Consider the following 22,146-nt stretch of genomic DNA (forward strand, 5'->3'; position numbering starts at 1 on the left):
TTCGGCCTGTGCCTTTATTGGCACCTCGGTCTGCGCGTGTCGCAGGTGGCGGACGGACGGAGAGGCCAGGGGGAGCAGGGCCGCGGCTGCGTAGCAGAGGGCGGCGGTAGTCGCCACGTGGAAGCCACCGAAGGCGTTCGCGAGCGGACCGACGGAGAGCTGGCCGATGGGATTGGAGATGTAGGAGAGCAGGGCGTCGTAGGCGCGACGCGGGAGAGGACGCGAGGTGGGATGTGCTCCTGCAGGGAGGTGTCCCAGGCGGTTCCCGTCAGCGAGGTGCCGAGGTCTGCCACGAAGGCGGCGGTGATCAGCCATGGCGTACGAAGCTGCGCGCCGATCGCGAGTAGCGGGAGAGCGCCGAGGGCGCAGGCGAGCTGGCCGGCGCGGAGCAGGTGCCGGACCGTGATCCGGTAGATCAACGTGCTCATCAGCAGCATGCCGAGACCTCGGGCGCTGAGCAGGAATCCCCACGTTGCCTCACTGCTCAGCTGCTTGGTGAGTTCCGGGCCGAGGACCTGCCAGGTGCCGGTCTGCACGAGGTTGATCGCGCAGAAGGAGAGGGTGCAGGACCAGACCCAGCGGGTTCCTCGGAACTGCGCCCATCCCTCGCGCAGGTCGCGCCGGAGTGTGACTCGGTGTGCTGCGGGGACGGTGGCCCCCACCGCGGCGGGGAGCCGGGCGAGGCAGCCGGCAGCCAGCAGGTACGTCAGCGCGTCGAAGCCGATGGCCGGTCCACCGCCGACCGCGACGACCAGCAGCCCTGAGATGCTCGGCCCGAAGACCTTGGTGCCGTTGCGCACGGAGGAAGGCAGTGAGTTGGCCTGCCGCAGGTCGCCCTTGGCGACCAGCTCCGGGACCAGTCCGCGCAGCGCGGGCGTGGTGAATGCGGCGAGCACGCCGTTGAGGAACTCCAGTCCGGCCACCACGAGCAGTGAGTAGTGATCGGTCAGCAGGACTGCGGCGACACAGCCCTGGGTGAGCGCGGAGCCGAGGTTGGCGGCTACCAGGACGGTCCGCCGCGGCAGGCGGTCGGCGGTGGCGCCCCCGATGAGGAGGAAGACGAGCAGTGGCACCATGCGCGCGGCTACCACGACACCGAGGTCGTTAGCCCGGCCCGACGCGTTGAGCACCGCGAGGGACAGCGCGACGGGCGCCATCGAACTGCCGAGCAGCGACACAAGCTGTCCGGTGAAGAACCAGCGGAAATCTGTCTGCCGAAGAAGGGGAGGAAGCACCGCTGGAGTCTGCGGGACCGGTGCAGGCGGGCACTATCGTTTCGGCAGAGGGCGAAAGATGAGCCATGGGGAAGGGGCCGACGGACCGATGGTGCTGCTGCGCTTGGACTCGATGGCCCTGTCCCGATCTCGCTTCGCCCTGTCGCCGCTCGCGGAGACGCTGGGCTCGATGATCGTGCTCAGTCGGCCGGGTACGGACCCGTGGCTGTCCGCCTGGTACAGCCGCCACCAGGCGGTGTTCCGTGCCCGGCTGAACGCGGACCCCTTCGCCAAGGGCTTGGTCCGGCTCATCGGCTCGACGAAGTACCTGCCTGACCACCTCACGCTCCCGCCGATGGGTGGCATGGGCACCACGCTGGAGTCCGAACTCGCCGAGGTCGTGCTGATACCGGACGAGACGGTGCGACACGGTCTGGAGCAGGCGGTGGCTCACAGCTGGAAGGACCACGATCTGACCTGGCTCTCCGGGCGCGACTGGTCAACCCGCACGGCCGAACTGTTCCGCGACGTCTGGCGTGACCACCTCGCCGGCGACTGGCCGCGGCGCCGGGCGCTGCTTGAACGCGACGTCACCTACCGCGCGGGCCTACTCGCTGCTTACGGTTGGCCGCGCGCCCTGCAGCAGATGAGCCGTCGTAGCGCCTGGGTCGGCACAGACGCGATCCGCTTCAGTGACCGCCCAGGGCCGGACCGCATCGTCGGCGCCGACGGCATGCTCTTCGTCCCGGTCACCAAACAACGCGGGAGCTGGCTGTGCAAGGGCCCGGCAGGCCCACACGCACTCGTCTATCCGGCACGCGGTACCGGTGAGACAGCCGGCCGGGGCCGCACTGCCCATACGCTCGCCCGCTTGCTCGGCCCAGGCCGCGCCACGATTCTGCGTGAATTGGAACGCCCGGCGACCAGCAGCGAACTCGCCGCGCAACTGGATCAGTCGCTCGGCACGATCGGCGGTCACCTGGGCGTGCTGCGGGAGGCGGAACTGGTAGTCGGTACACGAGTCGGGCGCCGCGTGGTCTACCGTCGCACTGAACTCGGCGAGCAACTGGCCGGAGACGCGAAACGGCGCGACACAGGAAGCCATAACCCTTGGTAAGGACCGTCGCGCTTCGCGCTCGCCGGAATGAGTGGTTCTGAAAGGTCGCGGACCCTCACCGGCCCCTGTCCGGTTTGCCCCTGCCCGTCGGAAGCACCTGCCGCACCCGGGGCGGCGCGGCGAGGTCGCCCCGAAGTACCACACCCCGCGCTTCATGCTCGTCCCCCCCCCACTCCGCGACGAGCTCGAGGTCCGCACCCCGGCCGACCGCGGTCCGGGCCGCGCGTGGGAGATGGGACCGGCGATCGACGCCGCTGTGCTGGAGGCAGCAGCCAAGCCCCCGCGGGTGGGTTACGCGAGGCGCGGTACCGCCCAGCAAGAGCTCCAGAGCCGGCTCGACTTACGTGCTCGTCCTGGCCGTACTCGGCCCGTCCTCGCCGGGCGTGCCCACCTCCTCGCCCGCGCCCTCCGGGCCGCACCGGTCCTGCTGCCCGGGCATAGGACTCACCCGACCTCGGTTCCGCACCCGGACGCGGCACACGCCCCGTCGGAGGCCGGCACCGCTTCTTCCGCCGGCAAGAGCACGTCGCCGGCGAGCCGTTGTGGCTGACGGCCCGCACGGCACGTGTTTGCCGGATCGGCAACAGACATCGCCGACGCCGTGTCCAATGCCGCACGATCAGTGCTGTGCGCCGACGGCGGGAGGAGGCATGCCGCTTCCCGCCCGTCCGTGGCCACCGGCCATCCGTACCGCCCGGGAGGACTTCATGTCGCATCCGTCCACCACCGACCTCACCCATCGCCTGGTCCCCTCACCGGCCGGCCGGATCCACCTGGTGGAGCAGGGCAGCGGACCGCTGGTGCTGCTGGTGCACGGGTTCCCGGAGTCCTGGTACTCGTGGCGCCACCAGCTGCCCGCACTCGCCGAGGCCGGCTGGCGAGCGGTGGCGGTCGACGTCCGCGGCTACGGGCGTTCGTCCCGGCCCGGGGCGGTGGACGCGTACCGGATGCTCGAGCTGGTGGCGGACCAGGTGGCGGTGGTGGACGCGCTGGGGGAGGGGAGCGCTGTGATCGTCGGACACGACTGGGGCGCGTCGATCGCCGCCACCTGCGCGCTGGTCCGGCCCGAGGTGTTCCGCGCGGTCGGGCTGCTGAGCGTGCCGTACGCTCCGCGCGGTGGGCCCCGGCCCAGCGAGGTCTTCGCGCGGATGAGCGGGCCGAACGGTGTGTCGGAGGAGTTCTACATCTCCTACTTCCAACGGCCGGGCCGCGCCGAGGCGGAGATCGAGCCCGACGTACGCGGCTGGCTCGCGGGCTTCTACGCCGCCCTGTCGGGCGACACGATGCCCGCACCCGGCGCGCCGGACCCGCATTTCCTCGGCCCCGGCGGAACGCTGCGCGAAGGATTCCCCACCGACCGTCTGCCGTCCTGGCTCAGCGAATCCGAACTCGACGTGTACGCGGAGGAGTTCGAGCGGACGGGGATCAGCGGTGCACTCAACCGCTACCGGAACATGGACCGCGACTGGGAGGACCTGGCCGCGTTCGACGGCGCCCCCATCACCCAGCCGTCGCTGTTCATCGGTGGAGCCCTGGACGCCTCCACCACATGGCTGGCCGACGCCATCGAGGAGTTCCCCCGCACGTTGCCCGGCCTCGTGGCTTCGCACATCCTCGACGGCTGCGGCCACTGGATCCAGCAGGAACGACCGGAGGAGATCAACCGGCTCCTGATCGAGTGGCTCGACTCCCTGTCCTCCTGACACACGGGCACCGGTCCAAAAGAACTTTGCCGGGGTTCGAGGACGTTGCTAATGTCGCGCCGGCGCGAGAGGCGCGCGATCACGGACGAGGGGGTTGATGAATATGGCCGCGGTGGGCCCTCATCGGCATGCCCTGGTCCGGCCCGCGCGCCGGCCAAGCGCGGTCCGGTCATTCCCCACCATCAGGAGTGACACGTGACGTCCTCATTCTCATCCTCGTTCCCATCAACGCAGCTCGATCTGACCACCGACCGTCTCGTTCTGCGGCCCTGGACCACGGCCGAGGCCACCTCGGTCCTCGCCGACACCAGGTCGTCGCACTGGGCGGACGACTTCCCCGCCGAAGGCGACCGCGTCATCGCGAGCCTCTTCGAGGACCACCCCGACTGGCTCGGTGCACACGGCCACCGTCTGGTCATCGAACGGGACAGCGGTCTGGTGGTGGGGTCGATCGGCCTGTTCTGGCCGCCCGACGACGGCACCCTCGAAATCGGATACGGCATCGTGGAGTCCCGCCGTGGCCGGGGCTACGCCTCCGAGGCGACCCGGGCCCTGGCGGAGTTCGCCCTCACCGCCCCAGGTGTCCGGACCGTGTTCGCCAACGTGGAGCTGTCGAACCCGGCCTCCGTGCGGGTGTTGGAGAAGGCGGGTTTCCACCGCTGGACCACCGAGGAGCAGGTGGCGCGCTTCCGGTTCACGGAGCCCGACCGGCGCGGGTGATGACACCGGTCGGGTCGGCGGTCTCCCGCCGACCCCACCGTGGCAACCACGGGGACCCCTGTGGCGTCCTCCTGGACATGCGCAAGATCTTCGGCGCGATACGCCAGCTGATCAGCTTCACGGTATTGCAGGCGCGCTGCTGTGCGTTCGCCGTGGCGCTCCTGGGCGGCATCGGCGTTTCCCGTGTACTGCCGCACCTGCCGGTCGCCCGGTACGACCTGGTGCTCGTCTACGGAGTGCTGCTCACCCTCGTCGCGCGCCGGCTGGGGTGGGAGAGCGGGCGGGACACCATGGTGATCGCCGTGTGCCATGTCATCGGCCTGCTGTTCGAGCTGGTGAAGGTGCACATGGGGTCCTGGAGTTACCCGGAGGACGCGGTGACGAAGATCGCCGGTGTGCCACTGTACGGCGGGTTCATGTACGCGGCCGTCGCCGGCTACGTGTGCCGCGCCTGGGACCTGTTCCAACTGCGCTTCACCGGTTACCGCGCCACCGCGACCACCGTGGTCGCGACAGCCGTCTACCTCAACTTCTTCACCCACCACTGGCTTCCGGACGCTCGCTGGCTCCTGGCCGCCGCGATGCTGGCCGTCACCGCCCGGGCCTCGGTCGGCTTCACCGTCGGCGTGCGCCGCTACCGCATGCCGCTGGCGCTCTCCTTCGTACTGATCGGATTCTTCTTGTGGGTGGCGGAGAACGCGGCCACCTACGCCGGGGCCTGGAGCTACCCCCATCAGCTCGGTGGTTGGCAACCCGTGGCACTCGGCAAGTTCGGCGCCTGGGCCCTGCTGATCAGCGTCACATTCGTGCTGACCGAACGCGTGAAGTCGGCCGACCGCCGAATGGTGAGCGAGGAACGCCCCGACAACACCGCGGCGACCGCGGCGACCGCGGTGGACAGCGACCTTCGCTGCCCGTCGAAAAGCAGTTGACGGGGTGTGCCCCGGCACGTTCGTATGAGCGCTGGTCGACAGCCGTGGACCCTCCACCTGGCCTCCGGCCGTGTCCCCGCGGTGGAACCGCCTCCCCTCAGATGGTGCTTATGTGTGCTGGAAGGATGCATGCCGGAGAGCCGGACATCGACGCCTCTCTTGTGCACCGGGCGATTGCCGCGCAGTTCCCGCAGTGGGCGGACCTTCCGGTCGAGCCGGTCCGCTCCGTCGGTACGTCCAATGCCATGTACCGGCTCGGCGGGGACATGGTCGTGCGACTGCCCCGAACCGCGGGAACCGCCGACGATGTCGACAGGGAGCACACGTGGCTGCCACGGCTTGCTCCGTCGCTTCCGGTTGCCGTTCCGGTGCCGCTGGCCAAGGGAATGCCGATTGAAGGCTACCCCTGGCCCTGGTCGGTCTACCGCTGGCTGGACGGCGAGAATCCACTCCCCGGACGTGTCGCCGAACCCGGCTTGTTCGCGAAAGACCTCGCTGAATTCGTCACCACGCTGCGCGAGATCGATCCCGTGGGCGGGCCTTCCTCCTACCGCGGTGAGTCCTTGGAGGCACGGGACGCCACTACACGCTCCGCGATCACGGAACTGCGCGGCACCGTCGACGTCGAAGCGGTGACCGGAGTATGGGACACCGCCCTGAAAGCACCCGCGTGGGCGGGCTCGCCGGTGTGGATCCACGCAGACCTGCAACCGGGCAATCTGCTGATGGCCCAGGGGCGGCTCAGTGCCGTCATCGACTTCGAATGCCTGGGACTCGGCGATCCCGCCGTCGACCTGATCGTGGCGTGGTACGTAGTGCCCGCGGGTGCGCGCGGCGCCTTCCGGGATGCCGTGGAGGCCGACGCCGCCACCTGGACGCGAGGACGCGGCTGGGCGCTGTCGATCGCGCTCCTCGAATTGGCCCACTACAGGGAAACGAACCCGACCATGGCGGCGATCGCACGTCATGTCATCCACGAGCTCGTCGCTGACGCCTGGCACACGGGATAAGCCCTGCCCGCTCCCGGGGACATCACGCAGGCGCGCTCAGGCCAGTTGCTTGTGCATCACCACGCACGGACGGCCGTGCTGGTTGTCAGGGCGGCGATCGATCTCCCGCCAGCCCAGGGAACTCCAGAAGGCCGTGGACGACGGTGTGTTCTCCAGGACAGCGAGCCGGATGCCATGGTGGTGCCGTTTCCGGAGCCGTTCTTCCACGATAGCGGTCAGTTGCCGCCCCACCCCCCGGCGGCGCAGGTTGCCGTGCACCATGAGCAGACCGATCCAGGGGAAGCCGTCCACGGGGTGGCGGTCGAGGAGGCAGACGAGGCCGACGAGCCGTCCCCCGGTGTCGCGGGCCAGCAGCACCTCGCAGCCGTCGGTGCCGGCTTCTTCACGCAGATCGTCCTCGAGGCGATCGCCGGGAATGCGCTCGGGGTCGTACTCGCCCGCGGCACGGCAGTACGAGGGGTTGCTCGCGTAGAGGCCGGCCACCTCGGATAGCTCCTGCGCGGAGAACCGGATGGGGGCAAGAAACAGCGTGGGCATACGGGCCAGAGTAGACAGCTGTCATCATCTCCTGGACACGGCCGGGGGCGGCCCGTGGACGAGAGGAGCGGGACCCTGACCGATCTGATGACGTTCGACGACGCCTTCCTCCTCCCGGATGTGGCGGCCGCACCGCCGGAGACACGTGGCCACGCCGCGCAACTCGCCATCACCGCGGCACGCCGGGCCCGGCATCCGCACCGGACCACATGGGGACCCTCCGACCGGACCGAGCCCGCCCCGGTCCCCGCCGAGGTCATCGACGGCGACGGCGACATATGGCGGCGCGGCTCCTCCGCGGGGACGTGGTACATGCCGGGCTGGGACCGCACCGTCCACGACGAACGCTGTGCGGACTTCCTGAGCCGGCAGGAGCTGGTCGACGAGTTCGGGCCGCTCACCGCGGTGCTCACCACGTTGGCGGGCAACACGACCGCCGACGGCGGGTAAGGGACGCCGCACAGGCGTCAGGCGGTCACCTTCGCGATGAAGGCGGCGACGTTCGCCACCGTCCGCTCGATCTTCTCCTCCAGCGTGAGCGATTCCTGCGGTCGCGCACCCACACCCGCGTCCTTCTTCCCCCGTACATACAGCGAGCAGGAGAGGTCGCTGCATATGTAGGCGCCGACGGAGTTGCCCCGCTCCCTGGCCCTCCCCGCCTTCGGCGCGACCATCAGCGAGACACCGCCGGTGTGGGCGGTCAGGCACATCGAGCACATGCTGCGCCGCCGCTGCCAGGAGGCGGGGCCGGGGGAGCGCAGCGCGAGGGCCGTCGGACGGTCGCCCACCACGGTGACCAGGTAGGCGCGATCGTGGGCCTGCGGGTCTCGCCAGCCGAGGTAGTCGAGGTCGTCCCAGGGCCGGTCGGCCAGATCGCGCGGGACGGACAGGCGCTTCGCCTCGCCCTTGGTGCAGTTCACGAACGCGGAACGGATCTCTTGTTCAGTCAGCGGCTCCATAGCGGCAGGCTATTTTGCCTAAAGACGTTAGGCAAATGCATAATCGGTTCCGTCGACGGAGGGATGGGCATGGCGTACGCAGGACTGACTACCGAACGCCTGACCCGGGCCGGGGCGGAACTGGCCGACGAGGTCGGCTTCGACCAGGTGACCGTCTCGGAACTGGCCAGACGCTTCGACGTCAAGGTCGCGAGTCTCTACTCGCATGTGAAGAACTCCCAGGACCTCAAGACCAGGATCGCGCTGCTCGCCCTGGAGGAGCTCGCCGAACGGGCCGCCGACGCCCTGGCCGGGCGGGCCGCCAAGGACGCCCTCACCGCCTTGGCGAACGTCTACCGCGACTACGCCCGCGAGCATCCCGGCCGCTACGCCGCGGCCCAGCTCCGGCTCGACCCGGAGGCGGCGGCCGCCGGCGCCGGGGGCAGGCACGCACAGATGACACGGGCGATCCTGCGCGGCTACGACCTGACGGAGCCGGACCAGACGCATGCGGTCCGGCTGCTGGGCAGCGTCTTCCACGGCTACGTCAGCCTGGAGATGGGGGGAGGGTTCAGCCACAGCGCCCCCGACACACAGGAGACCTGGTCACGGATCCTGGACGCGCTCGACATTCTGCTGCGGAACTGGCCGACGCGCTGACCCGTGCGACACACCGGAGTACCGGAGCCATCCGAACCCACTGATCAACAGGCTGGGACGATGCACACCACCGAGCACGACTGGATCACCACGCCCATCACCGCGGACATCCTCCGCGGCGCCCTCGACCTGGAACACACCGAGTACGGTGTGCTGCCGCACCGGCTGCCCGCCCGGGCCCGCGCCCAGACACTCCCGGCCCCGGTGCCCCCGACCTCAGCGCGCTCTGCACCGGAGGACTGCGATTCCGGGCCGCGGGCGACCCGGCGGAGCGCGCGAGCGGGAAACTCACCCTGGACGTCATCCGGGACGAGCTGTCGCGGATCGTGCGGCAACGGGCCGCCGAGGACCCGCACCTCCACTACCTCGACGGCCGTGAGCTCTACGGCCAGGCCGACTCAGACGAACTGCCACTGCCCGACCAGCTCCACCCCGACGCCGCTTACCCACCGCCGCATCGGCGAACGCTTCGCCGAACGGGCCTTCGCCGCCGATGGCCCGTTCGCTGACAATCGGCCGCCGGACTTCACGCACCACTGACCCGGACAGGCCGGGGAGTGCCCTCGCCTCAGCTGCGACGGCACACCCCGCCCGCAGCCCGCGCCCTGTGCTCCGCAACCCGGAGCACAGGGGCCGTCAAGCGGGAGCGGTGAGGCGGGGAGCGGTCAGGCGCTGGTCGGCACGCCCGCGTTGACGAGGATCTCACGCGCCGACAGGGAGGTGCTCTGGGCAGCGGTCAGACCGGAGGCCGCCAGGTGCGCGTCCACGATCCGCAGTCCGGCCGCGTACCCGGCGAAGTCCGGCATCCCCACCGGTTGCTGACCCATCCGCTGCGCGGTGGCGTCGCCGAGGACGTACGCCGTCAGGTTCTGCATCCCGGCCACGTCGATATCGGCGGTGATCCGCTCGTAGGCGCTGTCCAGTTCGGCGCCGGCCAACGCCTTCGACCACGGGCCCATGGCCTGCTCACCGGCCAACTCGCGGACAAACGCCTCGGCCAGTCCCTCCGCGACGACGTGTTCGCCGACCGTGACGGTCGTGGGATTCCAGACCACGTTCGCGTAGCGCACGTTGTGGTGGAGCTCGTGCGCGGCGGCGTGGCCGATCTTCGCGAGGCTGGTGTCGGTGGGCCACATCAGCAGGTGGATCGCACCGGGGATGCCGCCCGTACCGAAGTAGCCGGAGCTGCGCACCGTCAGGTGGTCGTCGTCGGGGTCACCGAGTACCAGGACGACATGAACGGTCTCGGCATGCTTGATGCCGGGTACCGCCCCGCTGATCCGCCCCCACGCGGCAGTGAGAGAGTCCTCGATCTGGTTCCACACCCCCGCGTCCCGCATCCGGCGCAGCGCGGGCAGGTACCGCGGGTCCTCACGGTCGAGTCGGAAGCCACCGCCCATCTGGTGCATCTGGACCAGATCCATGTCCCCCATGACGGACATCGCGCTCTGGAGCGGGCTGAGCATGTCTCCCAGGGCGTCGGGCCGCTCCTCCAGCGGTCGCCGCAAGAGGTCGATCATGGCGGATGCCGTGTCGTGAACAACGATTTTCATGACGCGGGACGGTAGAGCCTCACGTCGCGTGAGGGGCAAGCCGTGTTGAGGTCCGCTGCCTCCCTGGCCCTCTGCCCGGCCAGGCGGGTCACTGGTCGTGAGTCGTTCCGCCCATTACCTCATCGGATACGCGGGCGGTCGTCCTGTCTGCTCGGCGGAAGCGCTCGCGTCGCACCGTGGTGCTACAGACGTCGGCGGAGGGCGAACCGGTCTATCGCCGATTGGCGTTCGAGAGCTGTGGTCGGTTCACCGAAGCTGTGGTCGGTTCACCGAGTTCGCCGTGACTCCGCGACCATCGTTTCTGCACGACAGATGTTGTTTCTTCACGCCTGAGACCACCTGTGTCGATACCCAGCCCCTTCGATGTAGATTATACGCAAGGGCTGTTGACACATCGTGCGCTGGAGTCGAAATCGGACGGCCGATAGCCGACATCACGATCCAGCAGCGCCAAAAGGTGTTTGATCCGCCGATTATCGCTGATTCGCGATTCTCCCGTTCCTGCGCACCTCGTCGCTTCAGGGTGGATTTCCGGCGGAACAAAGTGGCTCATGGCTTCTGAAGGCCGGGATGGCGTTTTGCCGTCGCGGTGGCGCGGCCGTGCATGGTTTATCCCGGCTGGAGTCACCGACAGGCATGGGCTTTTGGCCGAGCCTTGCGGCAATAAGTAGCTTGCACTAACCATTTGATTCATGAAATTGTTTACCCGCAACCCCTCACCCCGTCGCGCGGTGGTGCCACCCGTTCCGGCGGTTCCCCCGGATCCAGCTGTCCTGCCGGATCCCGCCCTCGCCGGGCTGACCGGAGAGTGGATAATCGATCCCGCGCACAGCAGGATCGGTTTCTCCGTCCGGCATGCCATGGTGACGACGGTCCGCGGCGCCTTCACGGAGTACGAGAGCCGTCTCTACTTCGACGGCAGCAACCCGGCTCTCTCCCAGGCCGAGGTCGTGATGTCCACCGCCAGTGTCCAAACCGGTGTGGAACAGCGCGACGCCCACTTGATCGGCCGTGACTTCTTCGACGCCGCGACCCATCCGCGGATGAGTTTCACCAGCACCGCCGTGCAACTCGTGGGCAAGGACGTCTACCGCATGACGGGCAACCTCACCATCAGAGATGTCACCCGCCCCGTCGTCCTGGAGCTCACCTACATCGGACATGTCACCGACCCGTTCGGCTATGAGCGAGTCGGCTTCGACGGCACGACCACCATCAACCGTTCCGACTGGGGCCTGACATACAGCGCCAAACTGGCCGAGGGTGGCGCCATGGTGAGCGAGAAGGTCCGCCTCCAGTTCGACATCGCCGCCATTCGCACTGCCCCGGCCGGATAGGAGCCTTTGATCCGCCGCGCTGTGTGCGTCATTCCGGGTCATGTGCCATGTCACAAGGTGTATCAGCCGGTGAGCGTGAGGCCATGAGGCAGTGCGGTTCGACCCCGAAACCCGGGCGGCGTCCACGAGATCGGTGATCCTCATGACGAACTCGTCCCCGCGGGCTGTGGGCACGCCTTTCGGCCATCCTGTGCCAGACCACCTGTTCCCCATACCGCGAACCCGGCTGGACGGTGACGCCGCGGCATCGGGGCCCGAGGCGTCGGCCGGACCGGCCCCCGGGGGAACCCAGTACGGCTCGTCGCCATACGACGGCGCCGGCCTCCGAAAAGGGCTTCGGAGGCCGGCACCCACCGCCGACTCACTCAGCGGCAGTGGTTCAGCGGATCACACGTAGGTGAACCCGCCCGGGACGGTCGCCGTGCCGTTGGCGGTGGTGACCACGACCGGCTTGTTGCCCAGGGTGCCGGCCGGGGTGATCCCGACCAGCAGGGTCCCGGTGGGGTCGACGGTGACGCCGGTCGCCGCGACACCGCCGATGGTCACGGAGCCGCCGGTGAGGCCGGTGCCGACGATCAGGAACGGGGTGCCGCCCGCGGCCGGACCGGTGGCGGGGAGGATACTGGCCGCGGTCGGGGGCTGTCCGGTGTACGTGAAACCGCCGGGCACGTTGGCGATACCGGCCGAGGTCACCACGGAGACGGTGACGTTTCCGGGGACCACACCGGCCGGGGTGGTGCCGGTCAGCGAGGTGCCGGCCGCGTTGACCGTCACGCCGGTGGCGGGCAGACCGTTGAAGAGGACCACCGCGTTGGTCAGGTTGGTCCCGGTGAGGGTGAACGCTGTGCCACCGGTGACCGGGCCGGTGGCCGGGGTGATCGACGCGGCGGTCGGCGGGAGGGCCAGCGCCCCGTAGGTGTAGTTCAGCGTGTTGCTGGGACCGTTGGGGGTGATCACGGCTACGGGCACGGTGCCCGCGGCGTGGGGCGGCGCGGTGACGGCGATCGCCAGGCCGAAGGGGTCCCGCGCCAGAATGGTCGCCAGGGTGCCGCCGAAGGAGACACCGGTGGCGTTGCTCAGGCCCAGGCCGACGACCAGGACGGTGTTGCCACCGGCCGTGGGGCCGGAGCTGGGCACGACGGAGAGGAGCAGCGGCGTCGACGGCGGGAAACCCCCGCCCGGGGGGTCACCCGGGCCGGGCCAGCCACCGGGGCCACCCTGGCCGGGCCAGCCGCCATCGTAGGCAAGCATCTGCAGGGACATGGACGTCCTCCTGTCGAACTGTCCGGGGCGACGGCGGGCGCAGGCCGTTGCGCAGCCGAGTACGCAAGTGCGTTGACTGCCGGTGCGCGCCGTCATCCGGAGCAGGGGCGGGGGCCTGGGGTCCGCTGCCGGTGGGGGCGGGACGCGCGTTCTCGTTCCGCTCCTGGAGGTGAGGTGTGCCCACCTCGTCGGCACCGGCCCAGGCCCGAAGTGGGCCCCGACCCCTTCCAGAGGGAGCTCGCCGCGGGGCAGGGACATCGCCGTTGCACGCGCACGTGGGGCACAACGGGTGGGTCGACTGCCGAGCTCCCCGGGAAGGGATGGGCGACCCACCGGTTGGATGCGTTCAGTAACCCATAGGGGCGATGGAGGGGCAAGAAGGTTGACGGACAGTCACCCGGTCGGCCGAGCGCACGCTGATGCCGTGTGGGCACTCCGCTGCACCGGCGGGGCGGCGGTGAGCGGCGGCGCGATGCTCTTGGTTCAGGAACTGGCCACGCCCGACGTCAGTTGACGGCGCCGCCTGGCGGACCGGCTGGGGATACCGGGGCGGCGGTCAGCGCAGGAGGCGGCTGCCGGGGGAGCGCGGACCCGAGGGCCCGGTTTCCGCTACGGGCGGGGGCTGGAGTCGCTTCTCCAGCAGCGTGACCGCATAGGTGCTGCCGAGACCCCCGTCCTTGGCCGACTGCTCGCCGACGGCCGTGTATCCCGCCGCTTCGTAGTACTCCCGCAGTCGTGGATTGCCGGCCAGGCAGTCCAGTCGGCATGTACCTCGGCCGGCAGCGGCGATACGCCGTTCGGCCTCGGCCAGCATCCGGCGTCCGGTGCCCGGCGGTGCGGTGCGGCGGTCGGTCATCAGCCGGTGGACGTAACCGGCCACCGGGGGCTGCGGGCCCCAAGCGGCCGTGTCGTCCCACCACAGTTCCCAGGCTCCGGCGATCGGGCCGTGCGGCCCGGGTGGGCCGAGGGTGGCGATCCACACCTCGCCGTCCTCGAGGCGTTTCCGGAAGTGGTCTTCGCCAAGCTCACCAGGCTTCCACTGATTGATCCCCTGGGCGATCTGCCAGCGTGCCGCGTCATCGCGGAGCCGGACGAGCTCGGACAGGTCGCACTCGTCCGCTCGCCGGAAGGACAGCCGCGATCCTATACGTTGGTTCACAAGGCGGAACCCTACGCACCCGCTCATCCTGACCCGGTACGTGCCCGACTGGCTGTCTGGGCAGGTGCGGGCGCGGCTACTACGGCCAGAGCCGCTCCCATGCCGGGCTCGGCACGAACACCCGCTTCGTTCGCGCACACGTCCTTTGCGGACTGCTGCGCTGATGGGCTGTATCGGCCGAACGGGCGGAAGGTGGCGCGGTGGCCGGCGTCGGGTGTGCCGCAGGGGAAGAGCGATGGCATGAGCCCCCGCCTGATGTGTCCGCCGGGTGTGCCGAGACCGGTGCCCTCGGTATCCCGGCGCGACCCGGTCAGCCCCTGCCGACGGCGCCGCCACCGCTGGATCCGCGGGCGCTGCACGGTTCATCCCGGAGTCGTGGCGACGAACGACAGGTGATCTAGGGTGAGGGCTTTTGTGCTCCGGAAGGTCGGCGAGGTCGGCGTCATCGAGAAGCCGGTCCCCGATCCCGGTCCCACCGACGCGGTCGTACGCACGACGGCGGCCATGGTGTGCACCACCGATGTGCACACCATGAGGGGCGCGATTCCGGTCGCTCCGGATGTGACATTGGGACATGAGGCGGTCGGTGTCGTCCATGCGCTCGGCTCTGCCGTCGAAGGGCTCGTCGAGGGTCAGCGTGTCGCGGTGGCCGGGATCACACCCTGTTTCCAGTGCGATTCCTGCCAGCGCGGGTTCTCCTCGCAATGCCAGGGGCGGATGCTGGGAGGCGCCCAGTTCACCAACCGGCGGGACGGAAACCTGGCCGAGTATTTTCTGGTCAACAACGCCCAGGCCAACCTGGCCCCGATTCCCGATGGGCTCTCCGACCATCAGGCGTTGTACGCCACCGACATGCTCTCCACGGGGTTCGTTGCCGCCGAGCACGCGGAACTCGGACTGGGCGAGACCGTCGCGGTCTTCGCCCAGGGCGCGGTGGGGCTGTCGGCCACGATCGGCTGCCGACTGCTCGGCGCGGGCCTCATTGTCGCCGTGGAGTCGGTCCCCGCCCGGCAGGAACTCGCCTGCCGTTTCGGTGCCGATGCGATCGTCGACTACACACAGTGCGATCCGGTCGAACGGATTCTGGAACTGACGGATGGCCAGGGGGTCGACGCGGCCATCGAGGCGCTCGGCACTCCTCAGACGTGGGAGGCGACGTTCCGGGTCACGAAACCCGGAGGGCGGATTTCCAATGTCGGATATCACGGGGAGGTGCCCGGGCCGCTGCGGATCCCTCTGGAGCCGTTCGGATACGGCATGTCCGACAAGCAGGTCTACGGCGGGTTCAACCGCGGGGGCCGCGGGTGGCTCCGGCGGATCTTCCGGTTGATGGAGAACGGGAAAATCGATCCCACGCCGATGACCACGCACCAGTTCAGCTTCGACGAGATCGAACGGGCGTTTCAGATGATGGCCTCGAAGGAGGACGGAATCATCAAGCCGCTGATTCATTTCGGTGCGGACAGTGCGTAGCGCAGCCGAGACCGCCGCATCGGCGACGGGTTCGGCACCTTCAGCCTGGCCGTGCATCTGGTCGCCGACCAATCCGGCCGACCGCGGAGAGAGACGGCGAGCGTGCGCCGGCCCCCGGCGAGGCCTGCCGAACGCCGCGGCCCTCTCGCGGAAAGCAACCGCGTAGACGGACTGGCGGCGCTGGCGCGGCTGCGTCAGCCGCTCCGGGGGCCCTGAGGCCAATGCCGCAGGGCCCCGGAACGGAGGGTCAGTCGGGAAGGGGGACCCGGATGACCGGGTCGAAGGGGCGTTGTTTGAAGCCGGTCCGCAGATTGCGGCAACCCGACTTTGTGCACATGAAGAATTCTTCGACGCTCTTCCGGCCTGTGCGGTTCTTGAGCCAGGCCTTCTCTGCGGTGGTGAGGGGGCGATGCTGTTCGTCAGAGCCGCAGGTGTAGCAGTACATCGAGTGGGGCCGCACGGCACCTCCTGGAGCAGGCAGACAGGCAATCAGTAGCGTATGGAGCATATTGCTCGATGACAGCTCGTAACTGGTCGTCTCGCGAGCGGACACGTCTTGCGGTCTTCCCTGGAGGCCTCGTGGCCGGTCGAGGTGATGGAGACCGTCCCGTGACGGGGGCCGTTCCGGTCGCTGTCGCGGTGAAGGGGGCGTGCTCCGCGGGCGAGCCTGAAGTGGGTGAGTGGAAGAGCCACTGACCCACCTCTTTACTGGCTGGTAGTCATGCTCCACTCTGTGGGTGTGCAGGACCGCACCGCGGACCGGCCCCGGCCCGCACGTGTGCCTCCGCCGTGCCTGCGCGAGTGCGGTCACGGCCCTGTTGTGTCCGACTCCGTTGTGCAACCGCCACCCGCCCCGGAGTGAGACGCGGCCCACGGCCGGGTCGCCCTCTCCGCACGCGCACGGGAGTGTTGACCATCCATCCGCCGCGGACGCCGCGCTGACTTCCGTCATGGCCCTGGCGGAGCCGTTTGGGCCGGGGATGTCTTCGAGCGGGCCGCTCCGATCCTCCGCCGCTTGTCCAGGCCGACGCGGCAGCCCCGGCTCGGACACCAGCAGCAAAGCGACCGGGTGCGCATCGTCAGCCGGGCCGGTTCTGGTTCGCGGTGGCAACACGTCAGTCAGAGGGAAGCGCAAGCTGTTCAGGCGCAGGTCCGGTCGTGGAATCATCCTCCGGCAGCACCGCTCTGTCGCCCGTACGGCGGAGCCGGGTTCAGCCCGCAGAGCGATGCCCGACCAACCCGTCGGCTGCGATCTTCACTACTGAACGGGCCAAGTGTTCAGCCCACCGGAGCCGAGGACCGCACATGCAGCCGACCCTGCACCTCGAAAAACCCACAGCCGACCGCCCCGGACGGCTCCGCACCGCATGGCAGGCGGCCCACCAGCCCGTTGCCGGAGTGTCCAGGCGGATGCAACTCGTCGCCTACGCCGTACCGTTCACCGTCCTGCCATCCAGCGTCTGGCGGCTCCCGGCCGCGTGCGACGAGGGGATCGGGCCCGGCGAGCGGGCGTACATCGTCTTCCTGTCGATCCTGTCCGAAGCCCTCGCGTTCACCGCGATCGGGCTGGTCGCCCGCTGGGGCGAGGTGTTCCCGCGCTGGATCCCGTTCCTGCGCGCTCGCCCGGTCCCGATGAAGGCAGCGGCCATACCAGCTGCTCTCGGAGCCACGGTCCTCACGCTCCTGTGGACTGTGATCACCCCCGCCACCGAGATCATGGGGGTCACGATCCGAGGCGACGACCTGCCCACCACTCACCCCGGCCGGGCCGGGGGCTGGGAGGCCGCCTGGTTCTACTTCTGCTACGCGCCGCTGACCTTGTGGGGGCCACTGCTGGCCGTGGTGACCGTCGCGTACTGCAAGCGCCGTCGCGCGGCCCAGAAGGTGGCGGTGACAGCCTGAGCGCCGCAAGAGTCCTTGAGACCCCTATGCGGGGAGGCGTCATTCACCTTTTCGGTCAGGTCCAGCAGATCGCGACTCCACACCTTGACCTACCGGCCCACCGAAGGAAGGCGCCCTCAGCGGAAAACGGCCCCCCTATCTCACACATCGGTGCGCTTTCCGATCTGCGCACCCACGAGGCGATCGTCTTGAACAGCGCGAGCGTCTTGCGGTTGCCGTAGATGACATCGAGGGTGTCGTCGAGCCCCGATCAGCACGAGTTCGGAAGGTGCTCAGCAACAGGTACTCAGCTTGTCGTTCAACGGCCGGCCGCTTCCGCTTCGAGTGCCAGCGACGCGCGCATGATGTGCAGCCACCGCTGACAGACCCGGACGCTGATCGGCTCGAAGAGCTCAGGAGTCGACACCTCGAAGAGGAACCGTGTCAGCAGATCCTCGTGCCCGTCTTCGATCTCCAACTCGTCCTCGAAGTGCACCGCATGCGCCCAGTCGACAAGCTCATCGGGGCGTGCCAGCCCGGTGGCCACCGTCGTCGCGGCGGCTGCGGCATGACTACGGTCGAACATCACAGGACCCTTCGCCTTGCTCTGCCGAATGGCCTGGACGAGCGCGGCGGTCTCACCGCGCCAGTGCACGAGGTCTTCCAGAGGGCCGCTTCGCGTCGTATCCATGGTGCCATCTTGCGGGGAGCATGGCCGTCGTGCAGTCCTGTGCGGCTGTAGCGGCCGGGTGTGCGGCTGAGGGTGATGCCGGGGGTGTGTGTGTCAAGGGAGGGCCGCCCCACCGACGGCGCCCGGTTCCAGCTCGACGTCCGGGGCGAGAGCGCCTGGGCGCGGCTCGGTCACTGGAGCGAGGGCGTCCGCCTCGGAGGCCGGTGCTCTCGGTGTCTCTGTGTGCCCGACGATCACCGCTGCCGCGGGGGGGGCGAGTGCGGGGCAGTTGGACGGCGACGACCAACGGACAGCAGGAGAGGGACCAGCTGACCGCGCTGCTGGAGGTGCCGGGACCGGGGGATGGGCCATGGTCGGGTCGAGTTCCGGTCATCCCGCGGGCAGGGAGGCGAGCCGCCGTGATCCGCGGAGGCAGCCGTGTCAGTCTCCTGGGCGACGAGAGTCGGAACGGCAGGGTGAGGAGGGGGGTTCCATGCTGGGAGCAACGGTGTTTCGGACTGGCGATGTGGACCCGGTTGACAGGTTCGACTGCTGGCGGGATCTGATGTCGAAAACTCTGTGCCCCATGGACATGAACAGCGAAGACGTGACTCAGTTCCAGGCGGAGACACGGTTGTTGGATTTGGGGCCGGTCAGCGTGTGGCCGACGGTCGTCGAGCCCATGAGCTGGCGGAGAACGCCCAATCTGATCCGGCAGTCCGACCCGGAGTACTACCACCTCACCTTCCCGATCACCGGGTCGGTCGGCATCACCCAAGCTGGCCGGGAAGCTGTCCACGGGCCCCACGAGATGTACGTGGTGGATACCTCGCAGCCGTTCCACTGCGTCACCAGCGCTCTGCACGCCGTGGGTCTGGAAGTGCCCAGGAAACTGGTGCCGTTGCGCAAGGAGAGAGCCGATCTGCTTCTCACCCGGCGGCTACCGGGAGACGAAGGTTACGGAAGCCTACTGGCGCAGCTGCTGCAGCAGTTGGCGAAGGACACCGGACCGTACGGGCCCGCGGATGGCCCCCGGCTGGGCTCGATCATCGTCGACCTGCTGTCCTCGCTGTTCGCCCACGTCCTCGAGCGGGACACGTCCTTACCGCTGGAGACCCGTCAGCGGACCCTGACCTTGCGTATCCGGGCCTTCATCGAGGAAAACCTGGACGACCCGGGGCTCACTCCGGGTTCCGTGGCCGAGGCGCACCACATCTCCCCGAGCTATCTGCACCGCCTCTTCCAGGACGAGGAGGAGACAATCGCCGCATGGATCCGCCGTCGGCGCCTGGAGCGCGTACGCCGCGACCTCGCCGATCCGGACCTGAGCGCCACCCCCATCTACGCCCTCGCAGCTCGCTGGGGCTTCTCCTGCGGCGCCGACTTCAGTCGGATCTTCCGCAGAACGTACGGAGTGACGCCGCGAGAGTACAAGAGCCGGTTGCGTCGCGCGGCGGAACAGCAGAGGGCTGAGCGGGAGGCCTGCTGTCCCGAGTGCGTGGTCATGCGTCGCACGAGAGAGGGGCGTGGGGAGTCGGATGGACCGGGAGGACTGGGGAACGGGTAGCCACCCACGTGCCTGGCGGCCCGGGATCATCCGGTGCTTGTTCTGGCCCCGGCTGTAGGTGTTGGCAAAGGAACGGTCCGGGCACGTGGCGGCATCCGGCCGCGGGCGAGACGTCCACCGCCAGGGCCGGCCGACTGTCCGCCGCCGGGGCAACGGTAGTTCTGCCACTGCCCGACGCAGTCGACCGACATCGGTTCGGCCTGGTCGAGACCGCCGTGAAGGGCTCCGTGACCACGGCGATGTTCAGGCGCGAGCGCGAGGTCGACCAGCGTCTTCACCGGCCCCTCAGTGCACAACAGGGCGTTGCACAGCTCGAACAACGTCGCCCCGAGGCTGCTGCGTCGTGATCGACGGGAGTTATCAGAACGTCGCGGTAGGACGAGTCAAGGCGTTGGGCACGGAAGACCCAAGATGACTTCTCAAGCCTGTCTCGGAACTCGTGGGCGGTGCTGCTCTGGGCGGAGTTGTTCACTTGGCTTTGCCACGTCAGTTCAGCAGCGCCTGGCGGACATCCATGGGCTGGGGGTCCGTAGGGCGACTGGCCCTTGCGTCCCGACCGAACGTTCGGTTAGCTTACGGAGATGACTGACCCCCAGCGGTGAGGTGGCAGATGACGCAGGCAGACGTGGCCCGCCCCGAGGACGGCGACGACCTCCGCCCCCGGGTCGCCGACGTGCTCCGAAAGCTGGCGCTCGACGAGCAAGCGAAGGCGCGGATACCGACCGACCCGGTGCTCGGCCCGCTGGTCCGGCGCGCAGCCCGCCGGTATGTGGCGGGCGAGACGGCGGCCGATGCGCTGACGCGCATCGCCGAGATCAATCGGCATGGGCATCGCGCCACCGTGGACTACATGGGTGAGAGCTGCCGCGACGCCGAGCGCGCCGGTGCCGTGGCGGACGCCTTCGTGGCACTGAGCGAGAGCCTGGCCGCAGCCGGGCACGACTGCTCCCTCTCCCTGGATCTGTCCCACATCGGCCTCGTCGTCGATCCCGCGCTGGCGCTGCGCCACGCCCGCCGGCTCGCGGAGGCGACGGTGGCGGCGGGTCAGGAGATGATGATCTCCATGGAGGGCTCGGACCGTACCGACGCCGTGCTCGACGTGCACGGATCGCTGTGTGAGCAGTTTGACCACGTCGGGGTGACCATCCTGGCCCGGCTGCACCGGACCGCCGACGACCTCCCCGTCCTGCTGTCCCGCCCTGGACGGATCCGCCTGGTCAAGGGCGCCTTCCTGGAGCCGGAGACGATCGCCTTCCCGCGCGGCAGCCGCGCGCTGCGCGACGCCTACCTACGCTGCGCCGGCACCCTGCTCGACAGCGACCACCTGTGCTCCTTCGCCACCCACGACTGGGACCTGCTCGGCGAGCTGGACCGCATGCTCACCGGCCACCCCCGCACCGAGGACGCGCCCTGGGAGTTCGAGACCCTGCTCGGTCTCGGGCCCGACCGGCTCACCAGCATGCGCGCCAAGGGCCATCCCACCCGGGAGTACGTCGTGTACGGCACCGAGTGGTGGCTGTACGTCTGCAACCGGATCGCTGAGGAACCCGAGCGGCTCTTCCGCGCCGTTGTCGACGCCGCAGGCGGCTAAGAGAGCGGGGACGGTGTGCGCGTCGCGGTGGACGGCGACGGCCTTCAGGCGTGGTGCGCTGGGCGCCGCACCGGCCCCAGCGAAGGTGGCCTGGGCCCAGCCGGTGCCGGGCCGGGTGGGGGAGAGGGTCCGTCTTCAAACGGTTCGTATGGCTGCCATGGGATGGGGTGGTGGCAGGTGGGGCGGGTGCCTGCCCGGGTGGCCAGGCAGCGCGGTCTTCATCTCCTGGTCATCATGCTCGATCCGGCCAACGGGACTGTGCCTGGCGGGCGAAGTCTTTGGCAGGAAGGTCGGCGGGAGGGTTCGAGATCAAGTACTCCACCGGCTCCCCGCTTACCGCTCACCGGCATCGAGGCGTTGGCGCGACTCACTCGTCGAGTGCTCTGCGTTGCACCGGGCTGAGGCGGTCCGGTCTCGTGGTGAGGGTGTACGTCTGAGGCCCGACGGTCCCTGGCGCGAGGGGATCGGCGATGGCTGGTTGCCGTTGGATCGCGTCAAGGGCGGCGGTGGCGCGGGGGGTGTACGAACGAGAAGAGAGCCTCCAAGGTCCGTTTGTAGTACCCAAGTTGGAGACACTCTTGATCGCACTCTACGTGAAGGTCGACGACGGATCGGAGGAACGCGATGGATGGGATGACCGCCCCGGCTCAGTGACTCCGAACGTGTCTGTCCGGCGGTGGCGCAGGCCCTGCTCGGCTATCACTCCGAGGCGCGGTGGCTGCGCTTCGCCCGCAAGCGCCTGTCCGACCGGGCCCCCTACCTGCCCGAGCAGTCGGGGTAGTGCCAACTCTGTACTCGGCCTTGCCGCTGGGCAAGCGCAT

At 69.1% G+C, this 22,146-nt stretch carries 20 protein-coding genes and 1 pseudogene; 13 read left to right on the top strand and 8 right to left on the bottom strand.

Going from position 1 to position 22,146, the window contains the following annotated elements; all coding sequences use genetic code 11:
* Nucleotides 1-14: 14 nt before the first annotated feature.
* Nucleotides 15-1,235 carry an MFS transporter gene (locus HUT19_RS38855; RefSeq protein ID WP_217712330.1) on the bottom strand — a complete coding sequence of 407 codons (1,221 nt, stop codon included), beginning with the start codon at nucleotides 1,233-1,235 and terminating at the stop codon, nucleotides 15-17.
* A gap of 88 nt (nucleotides 1,236-1,323) precedes the next feature.
* On the opposite strand from HUT19_RS38855, the gene HUT19_RS38860 reads away from it, so the two are divergent.
* From HUT19_RS38860 to HUT19_RS38880, 5 genes are all read left to right on the top strand, one after another.
* Nucleotides 1,324-2,331, top strand: coding sequence for a helix-turn-helix transcriptional regulator (locus HUT19_RS38860; RefSeq protein ID WP_176185708.1), 1,008 nt, complete (start codon nucleotides 1,324-1,326; stop codon nucleotides 2,329-2,331).
* A gap of 707 nt (nucleotides 2,332-3,038) precedes the next feature.
* Complete coding sequence (locus tag HUT19_RS38865) at nucleotides 3,039-4,034, top strand: alpha/beta fold hydrolase (RefSeq protein WP_176187826.1); 996 nt, start codon at nucleotides 3,039-3,041, stop codon at nucleotides 4,032-4,034.
* A 195-nt stretch (nucleotides 4,035-4,229) separates the two neighbouring features.
* A complete protein-coding gene (locus HUT19_RS38870) occupies nucleotides 4,230-4,754 on the top strand; it encodes a GNAT family N-acetyltransferase (protein ID WP_254886031.1) in 525 nt (174 codons plus the stop codon).
* A 77-nt stretch (nucleotides 4,755-4,831) separates the two neighbouring features.
* On the top strand, nucleotides 4,832-5,686 hold the full coding sequence (locus HUT19_RS38875; protein ID WP_176185710.1) for a DUF817 domain-containing protein: 855 nt from the start codon (nucleotides 4,832-4,834) through the stop codon (nucleotides 5,684-5,686).
* Nucleotides 5,687-5,796: 110 nt separating this feature from the next.
* Nucleotides 5,797-6,696 (top strand): aminoglycoside phosphotransferase family protein, encoded by a 900-nt coding sequence (locus HUT19_RS38880; protein WP_176185712.1) that lies wholly within the window; start codon nucleotides 5,797-5,799, stop codon nucleotides 6,694-6,696.
* Nucleotides 6,697-6,732: 36 nt separating this feature from the next.
* Here the strand turns inward: HUT19_RS38880 and HUT19_RS38885 are convergent, their stop codons facing one another.
* The gene (locus HUT19_RS38885; RefSeq protein ID WP_176185714.1) at nucleotides 6,733-7,233 is read right to left on the bottom strand and encodes a GNAT family N-acetyltransferase; all 501 of its coding nucleotides are present in this window, start codon (nucleotides 7,231-7,233) and stop codon (nucleotides 6,733-6,735) included.
* 54 nt (nucleotides 7,234-7,287) lie between these two features.
* Here HUT19_RS38885 and HUT19_RS38890 point away from each other — a divergent pair, with 54 nt between their 5' ends.
* Nucleotides 7,288-7,683 (top strand): hypothetical protein, encoded by a 396-nt coding sequence (locus HUT19_RS38890; protein ID WP_254886032.1) that lies wholly within the window; start codon nucleotides 7,288-7,290, stop codon nucleotides 7,681-7,683.
* A 17-nt stretch (nucleotides 7,684-7,700) separates the two neighbouring features.
* On the opposite strand, the gene HUT19_RS38895 is transcribed toward HUT19_RS38890, so the two are convergent.
* Entirely contained in the window at nucleotides 7,701-8,192 is a 492-nt protein-coding gene (locus tag HUT19_RS38895) for an FBP domain-containing protein (protein ID WP_176185716.1), read from the bottom strand.
* Nucleotides 8,193-8,261: 69 nt separating this feature from the next.
* Between HUT19_RS38895 and HUT19_RS38900 the strand changes: the two genes are divergently transcribed.
* Both HUT19_RS38900 and HUT19_RS43685 read left to right on the top strand, forming a co-directional pair.
* Nucleotides 8,262-8,831, top strand: coding sequence for a TetR/AcrR family transcriptional regulator (locus tag HUT19_RS38900; protein ID WP_176185718.1), 570 nt, complete (start codon nucleotides 8,262-8,264; stop codon nucleotides 8,829-8,831).
* A gap of 188 nt (nucleotides 8,832-9,019) precedes the next feature.
* Nucleotides 9,020-9,371, top strand: a pseudogene (locus tag HUT19_RS43685) (lipase); the annotation flags it as partial.
* Nucleotides 9,372-9,496: 125 nt separating this feature from the next.
* Here HUT19_RS43685 and HUT19_RS38905 read toward each other — a convergent pair.
* Nucleotides 9,497-10,384, bottom strand: a complete 888-nt coding sequence (locus HUT19_RS38905) for a DUF2268 domain-containing protein (protein WP_176185720.1) — start codon at nucleotides 10,382-10,384, stop codon at nucleotides 9,497-9,499.
* A gap of 692 nt (nucleotides 10,385-11,076) precedes the next feature.
* Here HUT19_RS38905 and HUT19_RS38910 point away from each other — a divergent pair.
* The gene (locus HUT19_RS38910; RefSeq protein WP_176185722.1) at nucleotides 11,077-11,721 is read left to right on the top strand and encodes a YceI family protein; all 645 of its coding nucleotides are present in this window, start codon (nucleotides 11,077-11,079) and stop codon (nucleotides 11,719-11,721) included.
* A 387-nt stretch (nucleotides 11,722-12,108) separates the two neighbouring features.
* Here the strand turns inward: HUT19_RS38910 and HUT19_RS38915 are convergent, their stop codons facing one another.
* A complete protein-coding gene (locus HUT19_RS38915; RefSeq protein WP_254886034.1) occupies nucleotides 12,109-12,984 on the bottom strand; it encodes an IPT/TIG domain-containing protein in 876 nt (291 codons plus the stop codon).
* Nucleotides 12,985-13,540: 556 nt separating this feature from the next.
* Nucleotides 13,541-14,143 carry an N-acetyltransferase gene (locus HUT19_RS38920; protein ID WP_254886035.1) on the bottom strand — a complete coding sequence of 201 codons (603 nt, stop codon included), beginning with the start codon at nucleotides 14,141-14,143 and terminating at the stop codon, nucleotides 13,541-13,543.
* Between the two features lie 414 nt (nucleotides 14,144-14,557).
* On the opposite strand from HUT19_RS38920, the gene HUT19_RS38925 reads away from it, so the two are divergent.
* On the top strand, nucleotides 14,558-15,616 hold the full coding sequence (locus HUT19_RS38925; RefSeq protein ID WP_303332483.1) for an alcohol dehydrogenase catalytic domain-containing protein: 1,059 nt from the start codon (nucleotides 14,558-14,560) through the stop codon (nucleotides 15,614-15,616).
* A gap of 247 nt (nucleotides 15,617-15,863) precedes the next feature.
* Here the strand turns inward: HUT19_RS38925 and HUT19_RS43690 are convergent, their stop codons facing one another.
* The gene (locus HUT19_RS43690; RefSeq protein WP_254886291.1) at nucleotides 15,864-16,076 is read right to left on the bottom strand and encodes a hypothetical protein; all 213 of its coding nucleotides are present in this window, start codon (nucleotides 16,074-16,076) and stop codon (nucleotides 15,864-15,866) included.
* An 845-nt stretch (nucleotides 16,077-16,921) separates the two neighbouring features.
* Here HUT19_RS43690 and HUT19_RS38930 point away from each other — a divergent pair.
* The gene (locus HUT19_RS38930; RefSeq protein ID WP_176185726.1) at nucleotides 16,922-17,518 is read left to right on the top strand and encodes a hypothetical protein; all 597 of its coding nucleotides are present in this window, start codon (nucleotides 16,922-16,924) and stop codon (nucleotides 17,516-17,518) included.
* A 298-nt stretch (nucleotides 17,519-17,816) separates the two neighbouring features.
* On the opposite strand, the gene HUT19_RS38935 is transcribed toward HUT19_RS38930, so the two are convergent.
* A complete protein-coding gene (locus HUT19_RS38935) occupies nucleotides 17,817-18,188 on the bottom strand; it encodes a hypothetical protein (protein ID WP_176178464.1) in 372 nt (123 codons plus the stop codon).
* Nucleotides 18,189-18,660: 472 nt separating this feature from the next.
* Between HUT19_RS38935 and HUT19_RS38940 the strand changes: the two genes are divergently transcribed.
* Nucleotides 18,661-19,734, top strand: coding sequence for a helix-turn-helix domain-containing protein (locus HUT19_RS38940; protein WP_176185728.1), 1,074 nt, complete (start codon nucleotides 18,661-18,663; stop codon nucleotides 19,732-19,734).
* A 610-nt stretch (nucleotides 19,735-20,344) separates the two neighbouring features.
* Entirely contained in the window at nucleotides 20,345-21,325 is a 981-nt protein-coding gene (locus tag HUT19_RS38945; RefSeq protein ID WP_176185730.1) for a proline dehydrogenase family protein, read from the top strand.
* Nucleotides 21,326-22,146: the final 821 nt, after the last annotated feature.

The organism is Streptomyces sp. NA02950 (assembly GCF_013364155.1).
GTDB lineage: Bacteria > Actinomycetota > Actinomycetes > Streptomycetales > Streptomycetaceae > Streptomyces.

What these genes read in the sequence shown, in the direction of transcription:
- HUT19_RS38860 (WP_176185708.1), top strand. Translation starts at nt 1,324, where the DNA reads ATGGTGCTGCTGCGCTTGGACTCGATGGCCCTGTCCCGATCTCGCTTC.
- HUT19_RS38865 (WP_176187826.1), top strand. Translation starts at nt 3,039, where the DNA reads ATGTCGCATCCGTCCACCACCGACCTCACCCATCGCCTGGTCCCCTCA.
- HUT19_RS38875 (WP_176185710.1), top strand. Translation starts at nt 4,832, where the DNA reads ATGCGCAAGATCTTCGGCGCGATACGCCAGCTGATCAGCTTCACGGTA.
- HUT19_RS38880 (WP_176185712.1), top strand. Translation starts at nt 5,797, where the DNA reads ATGTGTGCTGGAAGGATGCATGCCGGAGAGCCGGACATCGACGCCTCT.
- HUT19_RS38885 (WP_176185714.1), bottom strand. Translation starts at nt 7,233, where the DNA reads ATGCCCACGCTGTTTCTTGCCCCCATCCGGTTCTCCGCGCAGGAGCTA.
- HUT19_RS38895 (WP_176185716.1), bottom strand. Translation starts at nt 8,192, where the DNA reads ATGGAGCCGCTGACTGAACAAGAGATCCGTTCCGCGTTCGTGAACTGC.
- HUT19_RS38900 (WP_176185718.1), top strand. Translation starts at nt 8,262, where the DNA reads ATGGCGTACGCAGGACTGACTACCGAACGCCTGACCCGGGCCGGGGCG.
- HUT19_RS38905 (WP_176185720.1), bottom strand. Translation starts at nt 10,384, where the DNA reads ATGAAAATCGTTGTTCACGACACGGCATCCGCCATGATCGACCTCTTG.
- HUT19_RS38910 (WP_176185722.1), top strand. Translation starts at nt 11,077, where the DNA reads ATGAAATTGTTTACCCGCAACCCCTCACCCCGTCGCGCGGTGGTGCCA.
- HUT19_RS38915 (WP_254886034.1), bottom strand. Translation starts at nt 12,984, where the DNA reads ATGTCCCTGCAGATGCTTGCCTACGATGGCGGCTGGCCCGGCCAGGGT.
- HUT19_RS38930 (WP_176185726.1), top strand. Translation starts at nt 16,922, where the DNA reads ATGCAGCCGACCCTGCACCTCGAAAAACCCACAGCCGACCGCCCCGGA.
- HUT19_RS38935 (WP_176178464.1), bottom strand. Translation starts at nt 18,188, where the DNA reads ATGGATACGACGCGAAGCGGCCCTCTGGAAGACCTCGTGCACTGGCGC.
- HUT19_RS38940 (WP_176185728.1), top strand. Translation starts at nt 18,661, where the DNA reads ATGCTGGGAGCAACGGTGTTTCGGACTGGCGATGTGGACCCGGTTGAC.
- HUT19_RS38945 (WP_176185730.1), top strand. Translation starts at nt 20,345, where the DNA reads ATGACGCAGGCAGACGTGGCCCGCCCCGAGGACGGCGACGACCTCCGC.